General features: G+C 71.3%; 10 protein-coding genes. 7 read left to right on the top strand and 3 right to left on the bottom strand.

Annotated features, from left to right (window positions below; all coding sequences use genetic code 11):
* The first annotated feature begins 3 nt into the window (after positions 1-3).
* From ABZZ74_RS29090 to ABZZ74_RS29080, 3 genes are all read left to right on the top strand, one after another.
* Entirely contained in the window at positions 4-1,422 is a 1,419-nt protein-coding gene (locus tag ABZZ74_RS29090) for an FAD-dependent oxidoreductase (protein ID WP_356769867.1), read from the top strand.
* Positions 1,423-1,540: 118 nt separating this feature from the next.
* On the top strand, positions 1,541-1,987 hold the full coding sequence (locus ABZZ74_RS29085; protein WP_356769865.1) for a hypothetical protein: 447 nt from the start codon (positions 1,541-1,543) through the stop codon (positions 1,985-1,987).
* 139 nt (positions 1,988-2,126) lie between these two features.
* Positions 2,127-3,929 carry a glycoside hydrolase family 18 protein gene (locus tag ABZZ74_RS29080; protein WP_356769863.1) on the top strand — a complete coding sequence of 601 codons (1,803 nt, stop codon included), beginning with the start codon at positions 2,127-2,129 and terminating at the stop codon, positions 3,927-3,929.
* Here the strand turns inward: ABZZ74_RS29080 and ABZZ74_RS29075 are convergent.
* Both ABZZ74_RS29075 and gabT read right to left on the bottom strand, forming a co-directional pair.
* Positions 3,868-4,734: a phosphatase PAP2 family protein gene (locus tag ABZZ74_RS29075; RefSeq protein WP_356769861.1), complete on the bottom strand. Its 867-nt coding sequence runs from the start codon at positions 4,732-4,734 to the stop codon at positions 3,868-3,870. The two genes, ABZZ74_RS29080 and ABZZ74_RS29075, sit on opposite strands and share 62 nt — an antisense overlap.
* A gap of 191 nt (positions 4,735-4,925) precedes the next feature.
* Positions 4,926-6,260 carry a 4-aminobutyrate--2-oxoglutarate transaminase gene (gabT, locus tag ABZZ74_RS29070; RefSeq protein WP_356769859.1) on the bottom strand — a complete coding sequence of 445 codons (1,335 nt, stop codon included), beginning with the start codon at positions 6,258-6,260 and terminating at the stop codon, positions 4,926-4,928.
* A 239-nt stretch (positions 6,261-6,499) separates the two neighbouring features.
* Between gabT and ABZZ74_RS29065 the strand changes: the two genes are divergently transcribed.
* From ABZZ74_RS29065 to ABZZ74_RS29055, 3 genes are all read left to right on the top strand, one after another.
* Complete coding sequence (locus tag ABZZ74_RS29065) at positions 6,500-8,608, top strand: ATP-binding protein (RefSeq protein WP_356769857.1); 2,109 nt, start codon at positions 6,500-6,502, stop codon at positions 8,606-8,608.
* Positions 8,609-8,707: 99 nt separating this feature from the next.
* The gene (locus ABZZ74_RS29060) at positions 8,708-10,351 is read left to right on the top strand and encodes a PucR family transcriptional regulator (RefSeq protein WP_356769855.1); all 1,644 of its coding nucleotides are present in this window, start codon (positions 8,708-8,710) and stop codon (positions 10,349-10,351) included.
* Positions 10,352-10,782: 431 nt separating this feature from the next.
* Entirely contained in the window at positions 10,783-12,228 is a 1,446-nt protein-coding gene (locus ABZZ74_RS29055) for an aldehyde dehydrogenase family protein (protein WP_356769853.1), read from the top strand.
* A gap of 109 nt (positions 12,229-12,337) precedes the next feature.
* On the opposite strand, the gene ABZZ74_RS29050 is transcribed toward ABZZ74_RS29055, so the two are convergent.
* Entirely contained in the window at positions 12,338-15,172 is a 2,835-nt protein-coding gene (locus ABZZ74_RS29050) for a glycoside hydrolase family 3 C-terminal domain-containing protein (RefSeq protein WP_356769851.1), read from the bottom strand.
* Between the two features lie 328 nt (positions 15,173-15,500).
* Here ABZZ74_RS29050 and ABZZ74_RS29045 point away from each other — a divergent pair, with 328 nt between their 5' ends.
* On the top strand, positions 15,501-17,192 hold the full coding sequence (locus ABZZ74_RS29045; RefSeq protein ID WP_356769849.1) for an extracellular solute-binding protein: 1,692 nt from the start codon (positions 15,501-15,503) through the stop codon (positions 17,190-17,192).
* Positions 17,193-17,213 lie beyond the last annotated feature (21 nt).

Here is a 17,213-nt window from a genome sequence, read left to right as displayed (position 1 = left end):
ATCATGGCCCCAAGCGCCATGAACCGTTGGACCAAGTCACTCTCCGACGCGCAGCCGGTCCCGTACTGGCTGGAAGACCCCGGCAAGCCCCACCCCGAGCCCGCGCTCACCGGCACCGAGACCTGCGATCTGCTGGTCGTCGGCGGTGGCTACAGCGGACTGTGGACCGCGCTGATCGCCAAGGAGCGCGACCCCGGACGGGATGTCGTCCTGCTGGAAGGCCGGGAGGCGGGCTGGGCCGCCTCCGGGCGCAACGGCGGCTTCTGCGCCGCCTCCCTCACCCACGGCCTGCCCAACGGCCTGACCCGCTGGCCGGACGAGATCCACAAGCTCCAGGAACTCGGCGCCCGCAACCTCGACGAGATCGAGAAGGCGGTCGCCCGCCACGGCCTGGACTGCGACTTCGAGCGAACCGGTGAGATCGACGTGGCCACCGAGACCTACCAGGCCTGGGAACTGCGGGACTGGTACGAGGAGATGGAGCGCCAGGGGCTCGCCGAGGGCGTCGAGTTCCTGGACGCCGACGCGGTCCGCGAACAGGTCGACTCACCGACCTTCCAGGCGGGCCTGTGGGACCGCAGGGGCGTCGCCATGCTGCACCCCGCCAAGCTGGCCTGGGGCCTCAAGCGCGCCTGCCTCCGCCTCGGCGTCCGTATCCACGAGCACACCCCGGCCCTCACCCTGAAGCCGTACGGTGCGGGGATGGCCGTACGCACGCCGTACGGCTCGGTGCGCGCCCGCAAGGTCGCGCTCGGCACCAACATCTTCCCCAACCTGCTCAGACGGGTGCGGGCGTACACCGTCCCGGTCTACGACTACGCCCTGATGACCGAGCCGCTGACCGCCGACCAGTTGGCCTCCGTCGGCTGGAAGAACCGCCAGGGTCTCGGCGACTCGGCGAACCAGTTCCACTACTTCCGTCTCTCCGCCGACAACCGCATCCTGTGGGGCGGTTACGACGCGGTCCACCACTACGGCGGCCGGGTGCGCGCCGAGTACGACGACCGCCCGGAGACCTACGCCAAGCTCGCCGGGCACTTCTTCACCTGCTTCCCGCAGTTGGAGGGCGTCCGCTTCACGCACGCGTGGGGCGGCGCGATCGACACCTGCTCCCGCTTCTCCGCGTTCTTCGGCACCGCGCACCAGGGCCGGGTGTCGTACGCGGCCGGCTACACGGGCCTGGGCGTCGGCGCCACCCGCTTCGGTGCCGAGGTCATGCTCGACCTGCTGGCGGGGGAGGCCACGGAGCGCACCTCGCTGGAGATGGTCCGCAAGAAGCCGCTCCCCTTCCCGCCCGAACCCTTCGCCTGGACCGGCATCGCCCTCACCAAGTGGTCTCTCGCCCGGGCCGACTCCCACGCTGGCCACCGCAACCTGTGGCTGCGCACGATGGACAGACTCGGACTCGGTTTCGACAGCTAGTCGTTCGCATGTGACCTGGTTCACTCCGAAGAGTGAACGAAACCCGCGTAATGCAGACCAGGAGACCTCCCTCTCTCCCGTGACGCGACCAGCGTCCAGGAGAGAGGGAGGTCTTCTCATGACTGGGGCGAAGACGGCGGTCGAGTGGCTGGCATCCGTTGCTCCGGATCCCGAGGCCTGCCGTGGGGAGTGGGAGCGCAACCCCCTCGGGGTCGCGCTGCTGCCCGCCGGCAAGGCCTGGGACGTGCTGATCCTGCCGGGCGAGCTCGGCTATCCCACGCTCGACGTCCTCACCCGCATCCTCGACCAGCTCGGCCCGGTGCTGGTCGACTTCGGGGACGCGCGCATGGGCTTCTTCGTGCCGCCCGGAACCGCCGTCCGCTGGCTGGGCACCGGCATCCGTACGGCGGGCGCCGGCACCTGGATCGTGGTGCCGTACCCGGGCCGCTCCACCGGCGGCGTCCGCTGGCTGGTGCCGCCGGACGGCTCGGGCACCCTCACGGACCCGGCGCTGCTGGAACTGGCGATGCACGAAGCTGCCGCAGGCCTGGCCGAGGACGACTGAGCGCCGTGGGGCGGGAGGCTGTTGGTCGCCGCCGGGTTGGTGCCGTAGCCCTTGACAACAGGATTGGTCTGGACCAAGTTGGGCGCGCTCCACCCTCGCAACGCTCCACCCTCCAAATCCCCCATGCCCGGAGGCTCTTGTGGACCGCCCCAGACGCACCAGATCCCTCCTCGCCGTGCTCACCGCCACCGTGCTGGCCCTGCCCGGCCTCACCGTGCTCTCGTCGGCCGCCCGCGCGGCCGACGGGGACCTGGCACGGAACGGCGGCTTCGAGTCCGGCCTCGACGGCTGGAGCTGCAGCGCGGGCACGACGGTCGGCTCACCCGTGCACAGCGGAAACGCGGCACTGCGGGCGACCCCGGCCGGCAGCGACAACGCCCAGTGCGCGCAGACGGTGACCGTCCAGCCCAACTCCACCTACACGCTCAGCGGTTACGTCCGCGGTTCCTACGTCTACCTCGGCGCGTCCGGCACCGGCACCACCGACGTCTCCACCTGGACGCCGACCGCCGCCGACTGGCAGAAGCTGACCACCACCCTCACCACCGGCGCGGCCACCACCAAGGTCACGATCTACACCCACGGCTGGTACGGCACCGGCGCCTACTACGCCGACGACATCTCGCTCGTCGGCCCGGGCGGCGCCTCCACCGGACAGCCCCCGGCCGCCCCCACCGGCCTCACGGCCGGCGCCGTCACCTCGTCCTCGGTCACCCTGTCCTGGTCCGCCGTCACCGGCGCGACGAGCTACGCCGTCTACCGCGACGGCGCCAAGGTCCAGACGGCGAGCGGCACTTCGGCCACCGTCTCCGGGCTGTCCCCGTCCACCGCCTACAGCTTCCAGGTCACCGCCGTGAACGACGCCGGCGAGTCCGCGAAGTCGGCCGCCGTGACGGCCACGACCGGCTCAACCGGCGGGACGCCGGACCTGCCCGCGCATGCCCTGGTGGGCTACCTCCACGCGAGCTTCGCCAACGGCTCCGGCTACACCCGCCTGGCCGACGTCCCGGCGAGCTGGGACGTCATCGACCTGGCCTTCGGCGAGCCGACCTCCGCCACCTCCGGCGACATCCGCTTCACCCGCTGCCCGGTCACCGAGTGCCCGAACGTCGAGTCCGACGCCGAGTTCAAGGCGGCGATCAAGGCCAAGCAGGCGGCCGGCAAGAAGGTGCTGATCTCGATCGGCGGCCAGAACGGCCAGGTCCAGCTGACCACCACCGCGGCCCGTGACGCCTTCGTCTCCTCGGTCTCGAACATCATCGACACCTACGGACTCGACGGCCTCGACATCGACTTCGAGGGCCACTCCCTCTCCCTCAACGCCGACGACACGGACTTCAAGCACCCGACCACCCCCGTGATCGTCAACCTGATCTCCGCGCTGAAGACCCTGAAGGCGAAGTACGGCAGCAGGTTCGTGCTCACCATGGCCCCGGAGACCTTCTTCGTGCAGATGGGCTACCAGTACTACGGCACCGGCAAGTGGGGCGGCCAGGACCCCCGGTGCGGGGCCTACCTCCCGGTCATCCACGCCCTGCGCGACGACCTGACCCTGCTGCACGTCCAGGACTACAACTCGGGCCCGATCATGGGGCTGGACAACCAGTACCACTCGATGGGCGGCGCCGACTTCCACATCGCCATGACCGACATGCTGCTCACCGGCTTCCCGGTCGCGGGCGACCCCGCCAACGTCTTCCCGCCGCTGCGCCCCGACCAGGTGGCCATCGGCATGCCCGCCTCCACGAACGCGGGCAACGGCTACGTGGCCCCCGCCGAGGTCGTGAAGACCCTCGACTGCCTGACCAGGGAGGCGAACTGCGGCTCGTACCCCACCCATGGCACCTGGCCCGCGCTGCGCGGCCTGATGACCTGGTCGATCAACTGGGACCGCTACTCGAACGGGGAGTTCCAGAAGACGTTCGACGGCTATTTCGGCTGAGGAGCATCCAGAAGCCCGTCAGCAGCAGCGCGCACAGGCACCAACTGGCCACGACGTCCAGTGGCCAGTGGTAGCCACGCCGCACGAGGCCGTAGCCGACGGCGAGATTCACCACCGCGCAGGCGACGACCAGTCCCCGCCGGGCGTACACAGCGCGGAGCCGGGGGAGGAGGAGCAGGACCGCCGCGCCGTACGCGACGGAGGCGGTGGCGGTGTGGCCGGACGGGTAGTAGCCGGTGCCCGGGCCCGTGACCGGCGGACCCGGACGGTCGATCAGCACCTTCAGGGGGACGACCAGGGCCGGGACCAGTGCCATCAGGACGGCCGCGGCGACGGGCGGGAGCCACCAGCGGTCTGTACCGGTGGCGTGCCCGCGCCAGGCGACGTACCCGATGGCGACGGCGAGCACGGGGACGGCGACACCGATGTCGCCCAGGTCGGCGAGGACCTCGTAAAGGCGCTGCGGGTCCACGAGTGCGTGGCTGACCCGCTTGTCCACGCGCACCAGCAGGCCGCCGGCCGCGACCTGCCAGGTGATCAGCGTGAAGAGCAGGGCGGGAAGCCCGAGGAAGAGGAGGAAGAAGGAGGCCGGCCGCCCCGGAACAGGGGGGGTCGTTCCGAGGCGGCCGATCTGACCGGATGGACGCCCACCCCGGGGGGTTTGGGGCGGGCGACTGTCCGATCGGTGAGGAGATCCGGAACCGGAGGCTCCGGGTGTGTGCGCGAGGGCACGACCAGGTCGTAGCTGGGGAGGCCACGGCCTGAAGTCGCCCACAGTCCCCTGTGGGCGGGGTGTATCTCTCATCTGGGTAGAACCTACGGCAGTCCGGTGGCCGAAGACAGGCGGAATCGAGTCCCGACAGACACCTCGCACACGTTCTTCACACGGCCTGCCGCTCGCCGCCCCAGCCGCGGAGTCCCGGCGCTCGAAAGGGCTGGGACGGCTGGGGCGCGAGAGACCGGCTTCCCGTGCGTGAGCTGCGGATTCCCTGTGTCTCAGATCCGTGCGAGGGCCTGCTCGATGATGTCGAGACCCTCGCTGAGCAGGTCCTCGCCGATGACCAGCGGGGGCAGGAAGCGGAGGACGTTTCCGTAGGTGCCACAGGTCAGGACCAGCAGGCCCTCCTGGTGGCAGGCCTTGGCCAGCGCGGCGGTCGCCTCCGGGTTCGGCTCCTTGGTCGTACGGTCCTTGACCAGCTCGACGGCGATCATGGCGCCACGGCCGCGGACGTCGCCGATCACGTCGAACTTGTCGGCCATGGCGGTCAGCCGGGGCTTCATGATCGACTCGATGGTCTTCGCCCGGGCGTTGAGGTCGAGCTCCTTCATGGTCTCGATGGCACCCAGCGCACCGGCGCAGGCAACGGGGTTGCCGCCGTACGTACCGCCCAGCCCGCCCGCGTGCGCGGCGTCCATGATCTCGGCGCGACCGGTGACGGCGGCGAGCGGGAGCCCGCCGGCGATGCCCTTGGCGGTCGTGATCAGGTCCGGGACGATGCCCTCGTCCTCGCACGCGAACCACTGGCCGGTGCGGCAGAAGCCGGACTGGATCTCGTCGGCGACGAAGACGATGCCGTTGTCCGAGGCGAACTTGCGGATCGCCGGCAGGAAGCCCTTCGCCGGCTCGATGAAGCCGCCCTCACCGAGCACCGGCTCGATGATGATCGCGGCCACGTTGTCCGGGCCGACCTGCTTGCTGATCTGGTCGATGGCCTGCGCGGCGGCCTCCGGACCGGCGTTCTCCGGACCGGTCGGCCAGCGGTAGCCGTAGGCCACGGGCACCCGGTACACCTCGGGCGCGAACGGCCCGAAGCCGTGCTTGTACGGCATGTTCTTGGCGGTGAGCGCCATCGTCAGGTTGGTCCGCCCGTGGTACCCGTGGTCGAAGACCACCACGGCCTGCCGCTTGGTGTAGGCCCGCGCGATCTTCACGGCGTTCTCGACGGCCTCGGCGCCCGAGTTGAACAGCGCCGACTTCTTCGCGTGGTCACCCGGGGTGAGCTCGGCGAGGGCCTCGGCGACCTCCACGTAGCCCTCGTACGGGGTGACCATGAAACAGGTGTGGGTGAAGTCGGCGAGCTGGGCGGAGGCCCGGCGTACGACGGCCTCGGCGGACGCCCCGACGGACGTCACGGCGATGCCGGAACCGAAGTCGATCAGCCGGTTGCCGTCGACGTCCTCGATGATCCCGCCGCCCGCGCGCGCGGTGAACACGGGCAGCACGGAGCCCACGCCCAGCGCGACCGCGGCGGTACGGCGGGCCTGCAGCTCCTGCGACTTCGGGCCGGGGATGGCGGTGACGACGCGGCGCTCCTGCGGAAGGTCGCTCATGAGGGGCTCCTGGGGGGAATTGCGGTTTCTTGCCTTCTTTTCTCGCAGGCTAGGACGGGGAGCGGGGGGTGGGCATGCTCCATGTGGGCGTTGTCGGCGGATCGGGTTGTCCGCGGTGGACATGGCGCATCCGGGAGCACCCGGGCCCGCTCGGCCGCGCAATCGGTGAACTCCCTTGGTGAGGGCGTTAGATTGACCGCTGAAGGTGGACGGAAGCGGCTGGTCAGGGAGCGAGGGCGATGGACAGCGACGGGACGCGGGACGCGCGGGAGACGCATGCGAATCCTGTGCCGCGGGCACGCTCCGCGGTGCCGCCGATGCCCTCTCGGGCGCCGTCGGTGCCGCCACCGGACAGCTCGGCGTTCCTGAACTGGCTGCGGGCGCCACGCCCGGAGGCGCTGCCCGGCGTGTGGCGGTTCGGGCACAAGCCCCGCGCGCAGGAGGAACCGGAGCTCATCCCCGCCCGCCAGCTGATCAGCGGTGCGCTGATCGCCTTCCTCGTCGGCTGGCTCGTCTGGTCGCTGCTGTGGAACGGCTACCTCGGCGGCTGGTGGCTGCTGCCGCTCTACGCGATGATCCCGGACTCCTGGGCCGAGCCGCACAGCTTCGCCTCGGTCGTGGTCGTCTACGCCTACTACGTGGTGATCGCCCTGATCATCATGCTGGCCGTCGGCAGGCTCGGCCGCTGGAGCGAGATCTGGCGCCGCTACGGCCCGTCCGCCTGGCGCGGCAAGACCGCTCCCCGTACCGAGCGTCCGCCGGCCCCCGACCACGACCCCGCCGAGTGGCCGCAGCTGCGTGCCGCCGGAGCCGTCGACGCCGCCGAGCGGCTCGCCGCCGAGGCGCGTGCCGGGAGGATGCGGGACGTCGATCACGCGCGGATCGTCAGGGCCTGGCAGGGCGTGCGCAGCGGCCGGTTCAACCTCGCCACGTTCACCGGTGCCGTGCTCAAGGACGGCGCCGCCGCCTGTCTGCACCCCTCCGGCGAGCGCGACCTGCCCACCCGGATCGCCCGCCACGACCTGCTCACCGGCCAGGTACGGCTGGGCACCACCGCCGACGACCCCCGCAACCCCTACGCCTACCGCGGCGCCGGGCTCGGCCTCGGCACCGAACTGCTCGGCACCTCCCTGCTCGCCGTCGGCCCGGCCGGCTCCGGCAAGACCGGCACCGTGGTGCGCCCGCTCGCCGAGTCGCTGTGCCTGCACGCGCTGGCCGGACGGGCCGCGGTCGTCGTGGTCGGCGCGGCGGGCGCGGGGCTCGGACCGGCCGACGCGTTCGACGTCGTCGTACGGATCGGGAACCCGGAGTCGGAGTACGACCTGGACCTGTACGGCGGGAGCGCCGATCCCGACGAGGCGGCGGCCGTGCTCGCCGAGGCGCTGGTCGGGGACCTCGCCGATCCGCACCCGGGCAGCGACAGCCGGCGGTCCACGACCGTGCTCGCCCAGCTGCTCGGACCGTTCCGGGCGGTCCACGGCCGCTTCCCCTCCGTACCCGAGCTGCGCCGGCTGCTCGACGGCGCGCCCGAGCCGCTGCGCGAGCTGCGCACCGCGTTGCAGGGCTCCGGGCAGGAGTCGCTGATCCGCGAACTCGACGCGCGGGAGCGGCAGTCGGGGCATCCGGGGGATGTGGCGGCGGTGCTCGCGGACCGGGTGGCGCTGCTGGACCGGCCCGCCTTCGCCGGGTTCTTCGACACCTCCGGTCAGTCCAAGCCGTTCTCCCTCAAGGCCCTCGACCACCCGGTCCGGGTGCGGATCGACCTGCCCGAGCGCGGACACGCGGACGCCTCCCGGATGCTGGCGCGGCTGGTGCTCGCGCAGTTCACGGCCAGCGTGGCGGTACGGGAGGACCGGTCGCTGTTCGCCTGTCTGGTGCTGGACGACGCGACGGGCGTGGTCACCCCGGAGGCGGTGCGCGGCATCCAGCGGCTGCGGTCGGGGAACGCCGGCGTCGTGCTGACCCTGCGCACGCTGGACGACGTGGCCAGGCCCCTGCGCGGTCCGCTGCTCGGTGCCGTCGGCTGCCGGATGGCGCTGTCCGGGCTCACCCCCTGGGACGGGCAGGACTTCGCCGAGGTGTGGGGCAAGGAGTGGATCGAGGCGCGGGACGTCACCGACCGGCAGATCATCGCCGAGACACCGGCCGGCAAGGCCCTGCACATACTGCGCCGGGTGATCACCGGAAAGGCGCCCACGCAGCGCGCGGTGACCGTGCGTCAGGTGGAGCGGGAGCGCTGGTCGGCGTCGGAGCTGGCGCACGGGGTGCCGCCGGGCCACGCGGTGCTGTCCCTGACGAACGTGAAGGGGGAGCACGCGCCGCCGCTGCTGGTGGACCTCAGGGGCTGAAACCGGATCGTACGGTGTGGCGGAATCGGCATAGTCTGTTCATACACGGCGGCCAAGTGATCACAGGGATCACGCTGCCCACACAGACCTGAAGGCCCGATGCCCCCGACCCTCGCCTCGCTCGTCCACCACTCCGCGCTCAAGCTGACCGTGCGCGCGGGCGAGGACCGGCTGGACGTGCCTGTCCGCTGGGCGCACGTCAGCGAGCTCGCCGACCCCGTGCCGTACATGGAGGGCGGTGAGCTGCTGCTGATCACCGCGCTGAAGCTGGACGCGGAGGACCCGGAGGCGATGCGGCGGTATGTGAAGCGGCTGGTGGGCGCCGGGGTCGTCGGACTCGGCTTCGCGGTCGGTGTCAACTACGAGGAGATCCCGAAGGCGCTGGTCGACGCGGCGGAACAAGAAGGGCTGCCGCTGCTGGAGGTGCCGCGCCGCACGCCGTTTCTCGCCATCAGCAAGGCCGTGTCCGCCGCGATCGCGGCCGACCAGTACCGGGCGGTCACGGCCGGCTTCGCCGCCCAGCGGGAACTGACCAGGCAGGCGCTCGCCGAAGGCCCGGAGGGACTGCTCGCCGCGCTCGCCGGACAGGTCGACGGCTGGGCCGCACTGTACGACGCCTCCGGTGCCGTCGTCGCGACCGCGCCGGAGTGGGCGGGGCGGCGGGCCGCGCGGCTCACGGCGGACGTGGAACGGCTGCGGGAGCGCCCGGCCCCGGCGTCCTCGGTGGTCGGCGGCCCGGACAACGAGGACCGGGTCGAGCTGCACTCGCTCGGCACGGGACGCCGGCCGCGGGCCGCGCTCGCGGTGGGGACGGCAGCGGCGCTCGGCACGGCCGAGCGGTACGCGGTCCATTCGGCGATCGCCCTGCTGACGCTCACCACCGAGAGGTCCCGCTCGCTGCGCGCCGCCGAGCAGCGGATCGGGGTGGCGGTGCTGCGGATGCTGCTCGCCGGGGAGCCGGACCACGCGCGAACCGTGGCCGGGGATCTGTACGGAGGGCTCCTGGACGCTCCCTTCCGGATGATCGTCGCCGAGTCGGCCCCGGCCGTCCGGATGAGCGTCGACTCCCACGCGCACCTGGAGACGGCCAGAACGGGGACCGACGCCGTCGGCGCCGATCCGCTGGCCGCGCTCGCCGAGGCCGCGGAGTCCGCCGCCGCGCGGGCGGGGGAGGCCCTGCTGGTCGTACCCGACGGGGAGCGGCTGATGGTGCTCGCGGCCGACGAGGGCGCGGTTCTGGCGGCCTGCGCGGACTTCGCGGCGGGCCTGGAGGCCGCGCGGACGGGGGCGGCCCGGGAGCAGATGGGCGGCGACGAGGACGAACTGGTCGTCGGCGTGTCGGCGCCGGTCGGCCCGATCGCCGTGGCGGCGGCCTACAAGCAGGCCGAGCAGGCGCTGTCGGTCGCCCGGCGGCGGGGGCGGGTGTACGTGGCCCATGAGCAGCTGGCCTCCGGTTCCGTGGTGCCGCTGCTGGCCGACGACGCGGTGAAGGCCTTCGCGGACGGCCTGCTGCGCCCGCTGTACGAGCACGACGCGACCGGCCGGGGCGACCTGGTGGCCTCGCTGCGGGCCTGGCTGTCACGGCACGGCCAGTGGGACGCGGCGGCAGCCGACCTGGGCGTCCACCGCCACACCCTGCGCTACCGCATGCGCCGAGTCGAGGAAATCCTCGGCCGCTCCCTGGACGACCCGGACGTACGAATGGAGCTGTGGCTGGCGCTGAAGGCGACGTCGGCGGAGTAGGGAGCCGGAGATAAGGACACGCGGCTGATCGCCAGCTCCCCGCCGGAGGCACTCATGCCCGGCGCGGTCGAGGAGATCGGCGGACTGGCCGGTGAGGCGTGTGCGGTTGGTGGACGGTTGCCTGTCGGAGGCACTCGTGTCCGGCGCTTTGAGGGATGGGCGATGAGGCGTGCGCGGCTGGTCGACCGTTGTCTGCCGGGCGCTCCCTTGCTCGGCGCGGTCGAGGAGATCCGCGGACTGGGCGATGAGGCGTGCGCGGTTGGTCGACCGTTGGCCGCCGGACGCGTCCCCGGCCGGGCTCCGTGGACTCGCCAAAGAGGCGCACCTGCCCGGTCGACCACTACACGCCGGACAAACGCACCCCCGCCCGCCGCGGCCTACCGTGGACGCGAACCCCCTGTACACCCCAACGGAAGGGCCGGGATCCCGCAATGACTTCCACCACCGCCTTCTGGCTCGCCGGCCGCCAGGTCACCGGCGAGGACACCGTCGATGTCACCTCCCCGTGGGACGGCCACGTGGTCGGCCGGGTGAGCGTGCCGACGGACGCCCAGGTCGAGGAGGCCGTCGCCGCCGCGTACGCCGTGCGCGACGAGTTCGCCGCCACCCCCGCCCACGTCCGTGCCGCCGCCCTGGACCACGTCAGCCGCCGTCTCGTGGAGCGCACCGAGGAGATCGCCCGGCTGATCTCCGCCGAGAACGGCAAGCCCATCAAGTGGGCGCGCGGCGAGGTCGGCCGTGCCGTCTCCGTGTTCCGGTTCGCCGCCGAGGAGGCCCGGCGCTTCAACAGCGGCGAGGCCCAGCGCCTCGACACCGACCTCGGCGGCCAGGGCCGGCTCGCGCTGACCCGCCGCTTCCCCAAGGGCGTCGTCCTCGGCATCGCGCCGTTCAACTTCCCGCTCAACCTCTGCGCCCACAAGATCGCCCCGGCGATCGCCGCCGGTGCGCCGATCATTCTGAAGCCCGCCCCGGCCACCCCGCTCTCCGGCCTGATCATCGGCGACCTCCTCGCCGAGACCGAGCTCCCGGCAGGCTCCTGGAGCATCCTGCCGGTCGCCAACGACAAGATGCCCGCCCTGGTCCAGGACGAGCGGCTGCCGGTCATCTCCTTCACGGGCTCCGACAAGGTCGGCTACGCGATCATGGACTCGGTGCCGCGCAAGCACCTCACGCTGGAGCTCGGCGGCAACGGCGCGGCCGTCGTCCTCGCCGACTACGCGAGCGACGCCGACCTCGACTGGGCCGCCACCCGCATCGCCACCTTCTCCAACTACCAGGGCGGCCAGTCCTGCATCTCCGTGCAGCGGGTCATCGCCGACGCCTCGGTGTACGACCGGCTGCTGCCGCGCATCGTCGCCGCCGTCGAGGCCCAGGTCACCGGCGACCCGAGCGACGACAAGACGGACGTCGGCCCGCTGGTCAGCGAGGACGCGGCCAAGCGCGTCGAGTCGTGGGTGAAGGAGGCCGTGGAGGCGGGCGCGACCCTGCTCACCGGCGGCGACCGTGACGGCGCCTCCTACGCGCCGACCGTCCTCACCGACGTTCCGGCCGACGTGACCATCTCCTGCGAGGAGGTCTTCGGTCCCGTCCTGACCGTGCAGAAGGCGGACGGCGAGGCAGCGGCCTTCGCGGCCGTCAACTCCTCCAAGTACGGCCTCCAGGCGGGGGTGTTCACCCACGACCTGCAGGCCGCCTTCCGCGCCCACCGCGCCCTCGAGGTCGGCGGCGTCGTCATCGGCGACGTCCCCTCCTACCGCGCCGACCAGATGCCGTACGGCGGCGCCAAGCAGTCCGGCGTGGGCCGCGAGGGCGTGAAGTTCGCGATGGACGACTACACCTACGAGCGTGTCCTCGTGCTGACCGGGCTCGCCCTCTGAGCCGAACCCCGGTTAATGGGAACCATTTTCACATAGGCTCCCCGAAGGGGCCCGGCACCGATGCCTTCCGGTGCCGGGCCCCTTCCTCACGTCGGCCTTCCCCGGCCCCTCAACCGGAGAAGCCGACACGCGCGAGCCGCAGCGGGCCGCGCAGCCTGAGATGCACGTCGTGCACGCCATCGGCGACGATGCCGGCGCGCAGGGTGGTGTAGTCGTACGGCCCCGGGGTGGGCGTCCTCGGGCTGAGCACGGCCAGCACCGCGCCTCCGTCCAGGGACACCTCGACGGCACCCTCGCCCGCCACCGTCACCCGCACCTCGCTGACGCCGTCCCCCAAGTCGCAGTCCCGGTAGAGCAGTTCGGCGACCCGATCGGCCTCCGGCGTCACCGCGTCGCCCGACACCTTCGTCCGGTCGACGATGACGGCCCCGCTCTGCTCGTCGAAGTCGGCCGCCTGCAGCCCGCGTCGGAGCACCGGCCGCGGGGCGCCGGGCTCACCGTCCAGGATCACCGTCGTACGCAGCCGGACGTCCTCGCTGGAGGCGCCCGCCAGGATGTCGTACGGGCCCGGCTCCAGTCGCCATCCGCCCCGCGCCAGGTCCCAGAACTCGAAGGCGGACAGCGGGACTTCGAAGTCCAGCTCCGCCCGCTGGCCCGGCGCGAGCGTGACCCGGCGGTGCGCGAGCAGCTCGCGCCGCGGACGCGGCACCGTAGGCTCCACGGCCCGTGTGTAGAGCTGGGCGACCTCGTCGGCCGTCACATCGCCGGTGTTGGTCACCGTGAAGGAGACGCGCAGCGCGTCGCCCGCCACCCCGGTCGTCAGGTCGCCGTAGGAGAAGGCGGCGTAGGACAGGCCGTGTCCGAACGGGAACAGTGGCGTGCCCTCGAAGTACAGATAGGTCTGCCGGCCGCCGATCACGTCGTAGTCGAGCAGCCCGGGCAGATCGGCATCGCTCTCGTACCAGGTCTGCGGAAGCCGGCCGGCCGGAGAGACGTCTCCGGCCAGGACCCGGGCAAGCGCGGTGCCGGCCGCCTGGCCGCCGTGCGCGGTCCACAGCACCGCCGGGAGCGAGGTGGTCCGCACGGTGTACGGATAGGCCGAGACCAGCGCCAGCACCGTGCGCGGGTTGGCGGCGCGGGCCGCGCGCAGCAGGCGTTCCTGGTGGCCGGGCAGCCGCAGCGTCGTACGGTCCTCGGTCTCGCGGCCGTTGATGTGCGGGTCGTTGCCGGCGACGACCACGACCACGTCCGCCTGCTCGGCGATCCTGTGCACGGCCTCCTCGCCGCGCTCGGCGAAGACCAGCTCGAAGATTTCCGGATTCCCCTCGGCAACCTCCACTCCGTCGGCGGCGACAGTGACATGGCGACCTGTGCCGAGGTGCCGGAGGGGGTGACCGTTCTCGTGGGGTTCCAGGCGGAAGGTCTCCTGGACGACCCAGCCGCCGGGCTGGTCCGCGGAGGCGCGGACGCGGCCGTCGTCGGCGACCGAGAGGTAACGGCCGTCGGGGGCCCGCAGCGTGAGAACGCCGTCCCCCCAGTCCACCAGGGCGAGTTCGGTGCCGACCGGACCGGTGGTCAGCGGCGGCAGGTCGGTGCGGCCGGCGAGCAGGGCCGGGTCCAACGCCCCCTCCGCACCGCGCACTTCGTCGTCCGCGTCGGCCGAGGGGACCTCCACGAACGCGCCGGCCGACGTCCTGAGGCGGACGCGGTCGACGCCCTCCGCGAACTCCACGCGGTGCGCGCCGAAGCGCTCGTACAGACCCTCCAGCGGGGTGGAGCGGTGGATCAACGTGCCGCTGTACCAGTCGAGTTTGCACTCGTCGGCCAGCAGGCCCACCACGGCCACGCGGGTGTCGGGGGCGAGGGGCAGCAGACCGTCGTTCTTCAGCAACACGATCGCCTGCTCGGCCGCCTCCTGGGCGAGCGCGCGGTGCGCCGGGGTGTCGAAGTCGTGGGTCCCTGCGTGCGGGTCGTCGTGCGGGTCGAACTCGCCGAGACGGAAACGTACCGAGAGCTGGCGGCGGACGGCCGTGTCGATGTCGGCCTCCGTCAACAGGCCCTGGTCCAGGGCCTTTTGGACCCGGGCGGTGATCTTCGAGGGATCCGTCCCGTGATCGGTGAAGCTGTCCACACCCGCGTGCAGCGCGGCCGCCGTCGCCTCTTCGTGGCTGTCGTGGTAATGCTCGGAGTCGACGAGGTTGGAGGGCGCCCCCGCGTCCGAGCAGACCAGCAGCTCCTCCTCCGTCCAGGTGCGCAACTGCTCGCGCAGATACGGCGACACGTGGTTGGGGCGGCCGTTGACCAGGTTGTACGCGGGCATCACCCCGGCGACCGCGCCCGCCTCGACCGTCTCGCGGAAGGCGCGCAGGTCGTACTCGTGCAGGACGCGCGGACGCACCGAGGAGGACGAAGTGGCGCGGTCCGTCTCGTTGTTGTGGGCGAGCCAGTGCTTGAGGACCGGCGCCGTGCGCCAGTACGTCGGGTGGTCGCCGCGCAGACCCCGGGTGTACGCCGTCGCGATGGCCGAGGTCAGTTTCGGGTCCTCCGAGTAGCCCTCCTCGTTGCGGCCCCACAGCGGATGCCGCAGCAGATTCACCGTCGGGGACCAGACGTTGAGGCCCACGCGGTCGTCCCGGGCACGCATCGCGCGGGTCTCCTTCGAGACCGCCTCGCCGATGCGGCGCACCAGGTCCGTGTTCCAGGTGGCGCCGAGGCCGACGGCCTGCGGGAAGACCGTCGCCGGACCCATCCAGGCGACGCCGTGCAGGGCCTCCTGGCCCGTGCGGAACGCGGCGATGCCGAGCCGCTCCACGGCGGGCGCGAACTGGTGCAGGAAGGAGATCTTCTCATCGAGCGTCAACCGCTCCAGCAGGTCGTCGATGCGCTTCGCGAACGGCAGCTGCGGATCGCGGAACGGCGGCGTGGGCGGCGTCTGTTCGGTCACTTGGGGGTCCCCTTGCGATGGAGCGACGGAGCGCTTTCGAAGCGCTTCGATGCTCATTCGACGGCTGGGCGGGTGTCAAGAGAGGGGCACGTTTACTTCATGCGGCATATGCAAACAGGCCGAGTGTGAGGCAGCGTAGGAATCTTGGAATCGACCCTTGTGCACCCCCAGGCGTTCACCTAACCTCACTCCGACATCGAAGCGCTTCGACTAATCGAATGCACTCGCACTGCGTCGAAGGACCGCTTCAGCTCAGCCAGTTCCACTCAAGACACCGCAGCCGACGGCCACCGCCGGGTGTCCTGGTGTGCCACGAAGGGTTGACGCAATGACGCCGAACGCCGCTTACCCCTCCGGGCCGAGCCGGAGAAGCTTCCTCGCCTCGACTGCGGTCGCCACCGCGGCGATCGCCGGCGGGATGCCGCTGCTGACCGCGTGCGGAGGGTCGGACAGCAGCTCGCGCGGCGGGACCACCTCGGGCAAGGACGCGAGGAAACTGCTTCCGGCCTACGTGGCCAGCAACGTGGTGGCGCCCGACATCCCGGCCAAGAACGGCTCGGCGATGGGCTTCACCCGAGAACTCGCGATCGCCGACCTCAAGACCTCGGTCCCGACGAAGCTCGGCAAGGGCGGCAAGGTCACCGTCATGTCGCCGTTCTGGGGCTCCCCGCCAAAGCAGGGCAACCCCTACTACAAGGCGATGAACGACCTGATCGGCGTCGACGTCCAGTGGCGGAACCAGGACGGCAACACCTATGACCAGAAACTCGGCGCGGTCCTCGCCTCCAGCGACATCCCGGACGTGGTCGTGATCCCCGGCTGGAACATGACCGGCCGGATACCCAGCGCCATCACGGGCAAGTTCGCCGACCTCGGTCCCTACCTGTCCGGGGACAAGGTCAAGGAGTACGCGAACCTCGCGGCGATCCCCAGCGACGCCTGGCAGCGGTCCATCTTCGGCGGCAAGCTGCTGGGCCTGCCGATGCCCGCCCCGTTCGTCCAGAACATCGTGCCCCTCTACCGCCAGGACATCTTCGACAAGGAGGGCTACGAAGTCCCGAAGTCCGCCGACGAGTTCACGGCCCTGTGCAAGGAGATCACCAGGCCCAAGTCCAAGCGGTGGGCCTGCGGTGACATGAAGTGGACCGCCTTCAACACCTTCGGGGTGATCAGCGGCGGGGAGAAGTCGCTCGGCTGGACCGTGGTCGACGGCAAGATGATCAACCGCATCGAGACCCCGGAGTACCTCGAAGCGCTGGAGTGGGCGCGCAAGCTGATGGCCGCCGGTTACGTCCACCCCCAGTTCCGGCTGGGCAAGAGCCAGATCGGCGACCCCGCCCCCCTGTTCGCCGCCGGCGAGTTCCTGATCTGGAACGACGACATCTCCAACTGGTACGGCCGACAGGCCTCCCAGATCACCCAGAACCCCGACTTCAAGGTCTGGGGCATGGACCTCTGGGGCCACGACGGCGGCACCCCGAAGCTGTGGGCCGCCAACCCGGCCGGCATCTTCGCCTTCGTCAACAAGAAGGCCTCCGAGTCCGTCATCCACGACGTCCTGGCGGTCGCCAACGTCACCGCGGCGCCGTACGGCACCAAGGAGTGGATGATGACCAACTACGGCGTCGAGGGCACCCACTACACGCTCAAGAACGGCGTGCCCGTCAAGAACGACAAGGGCAACAACGAGGTCGTCAACGCTTTCGTCATGGTCGCCAGCCCGGCCGCCACCATCGCGCACCCCGACCTCCCGGACTACACCAAGGGCATGGTGGAGTGGCAGCAGCGGATGGGCTCCTTCACCAGCAAGTCGTCCTTCTGGGGCCTGCAGGTCGCCGAGCCGAACCGTTACACCAACCTCGCCGACAACTTCGAGCAGCTCGAGGACGACATCGTCCGCGGCCACAAGAAGATCAGCGACATGCAGCAGGCCATCGCCGACTGGAAGTCGAAGGGCGGCGACAAACTGCGCGACTGGTACAAGAAGCTTCTCGACGAGAACGGCTCGGCCGCGAGCTGATCAGCCCCCGAGGCAAGGAGT

Origin of the sequence: Streptomyces sp. NPDC006476, assembly GCF_040612015.1 — a bacterium.
Classification (GTDB): domain Bacteria; phylum Actinomycetota; class Actinomycetes; order Streptomycetales; family Streptomycetaceae; genus Streptomyces; species Streptomyces griseorubiginosus_B.
This window is presented reverse-complemented; position numbering and strand designations above follow the sequence as displayed.

Bases quoted from the DNA above. Each gene is read 5' to 3' on its own strand.
- ABZZ74_RS29060 (WP_356769855.1), top strand. From the start codon at position 8,708: ATGCCCCCGACCCTCGCCTCGCTCGTCCACCACTCCGCGCTCAAGCTG.
- gabT (WP_356769859.1), bottom strand. From the start codon at position 6,260: ATGAGCGACCTTCCGCAGGAGCGCCGCGTCGTCACCGCCATCCCCGGC.
- ABZZ74_RS29055 (WP_356769853.1), top strand. From the start codon at position 10,783: ATGACTTCCACCACCGCCTTCTGGCTCGCCGGCCGCCAGGTCACCGGC.
- ABZZ74_RS29045 (WP_356769849.1), top strand. From the start codon at position 15,501: ATGACGCCGAACGCCGCTTACCCCTCCGGGCCGAGCCGGAGAAGCTTC.
- ABZZ74_RS29065 (WP_356769857.1), top strand. From the start codon at position 6,500: ATGGACAGCGACGGGACGCGGGACGCGCGGGAGACGCATGCGAATCCT.
- ABZZ74_RS29090 (WP_356769867.1), top strand. From the start codon at position 4: ATGGCCCCAAGCGCCATGAACCGTTGGACCAAGTCACTCTCCGACGCG.
- ABZZ74_RS29085 (WP_356769865.1), top strand. From the start codon at position 1,541: ATGACTGGGGCGAAGACGGCGGTCGAGTGGCTGGCATCCGTTGCTCCG.
- ABZZ74_RS29075 (WP_356769861.1), bottom strand. From the start codon at position 4,734: ATGAGAGATACACCCCGCCCACAGGGGACTGTGGGCGACTTCAGGCCG.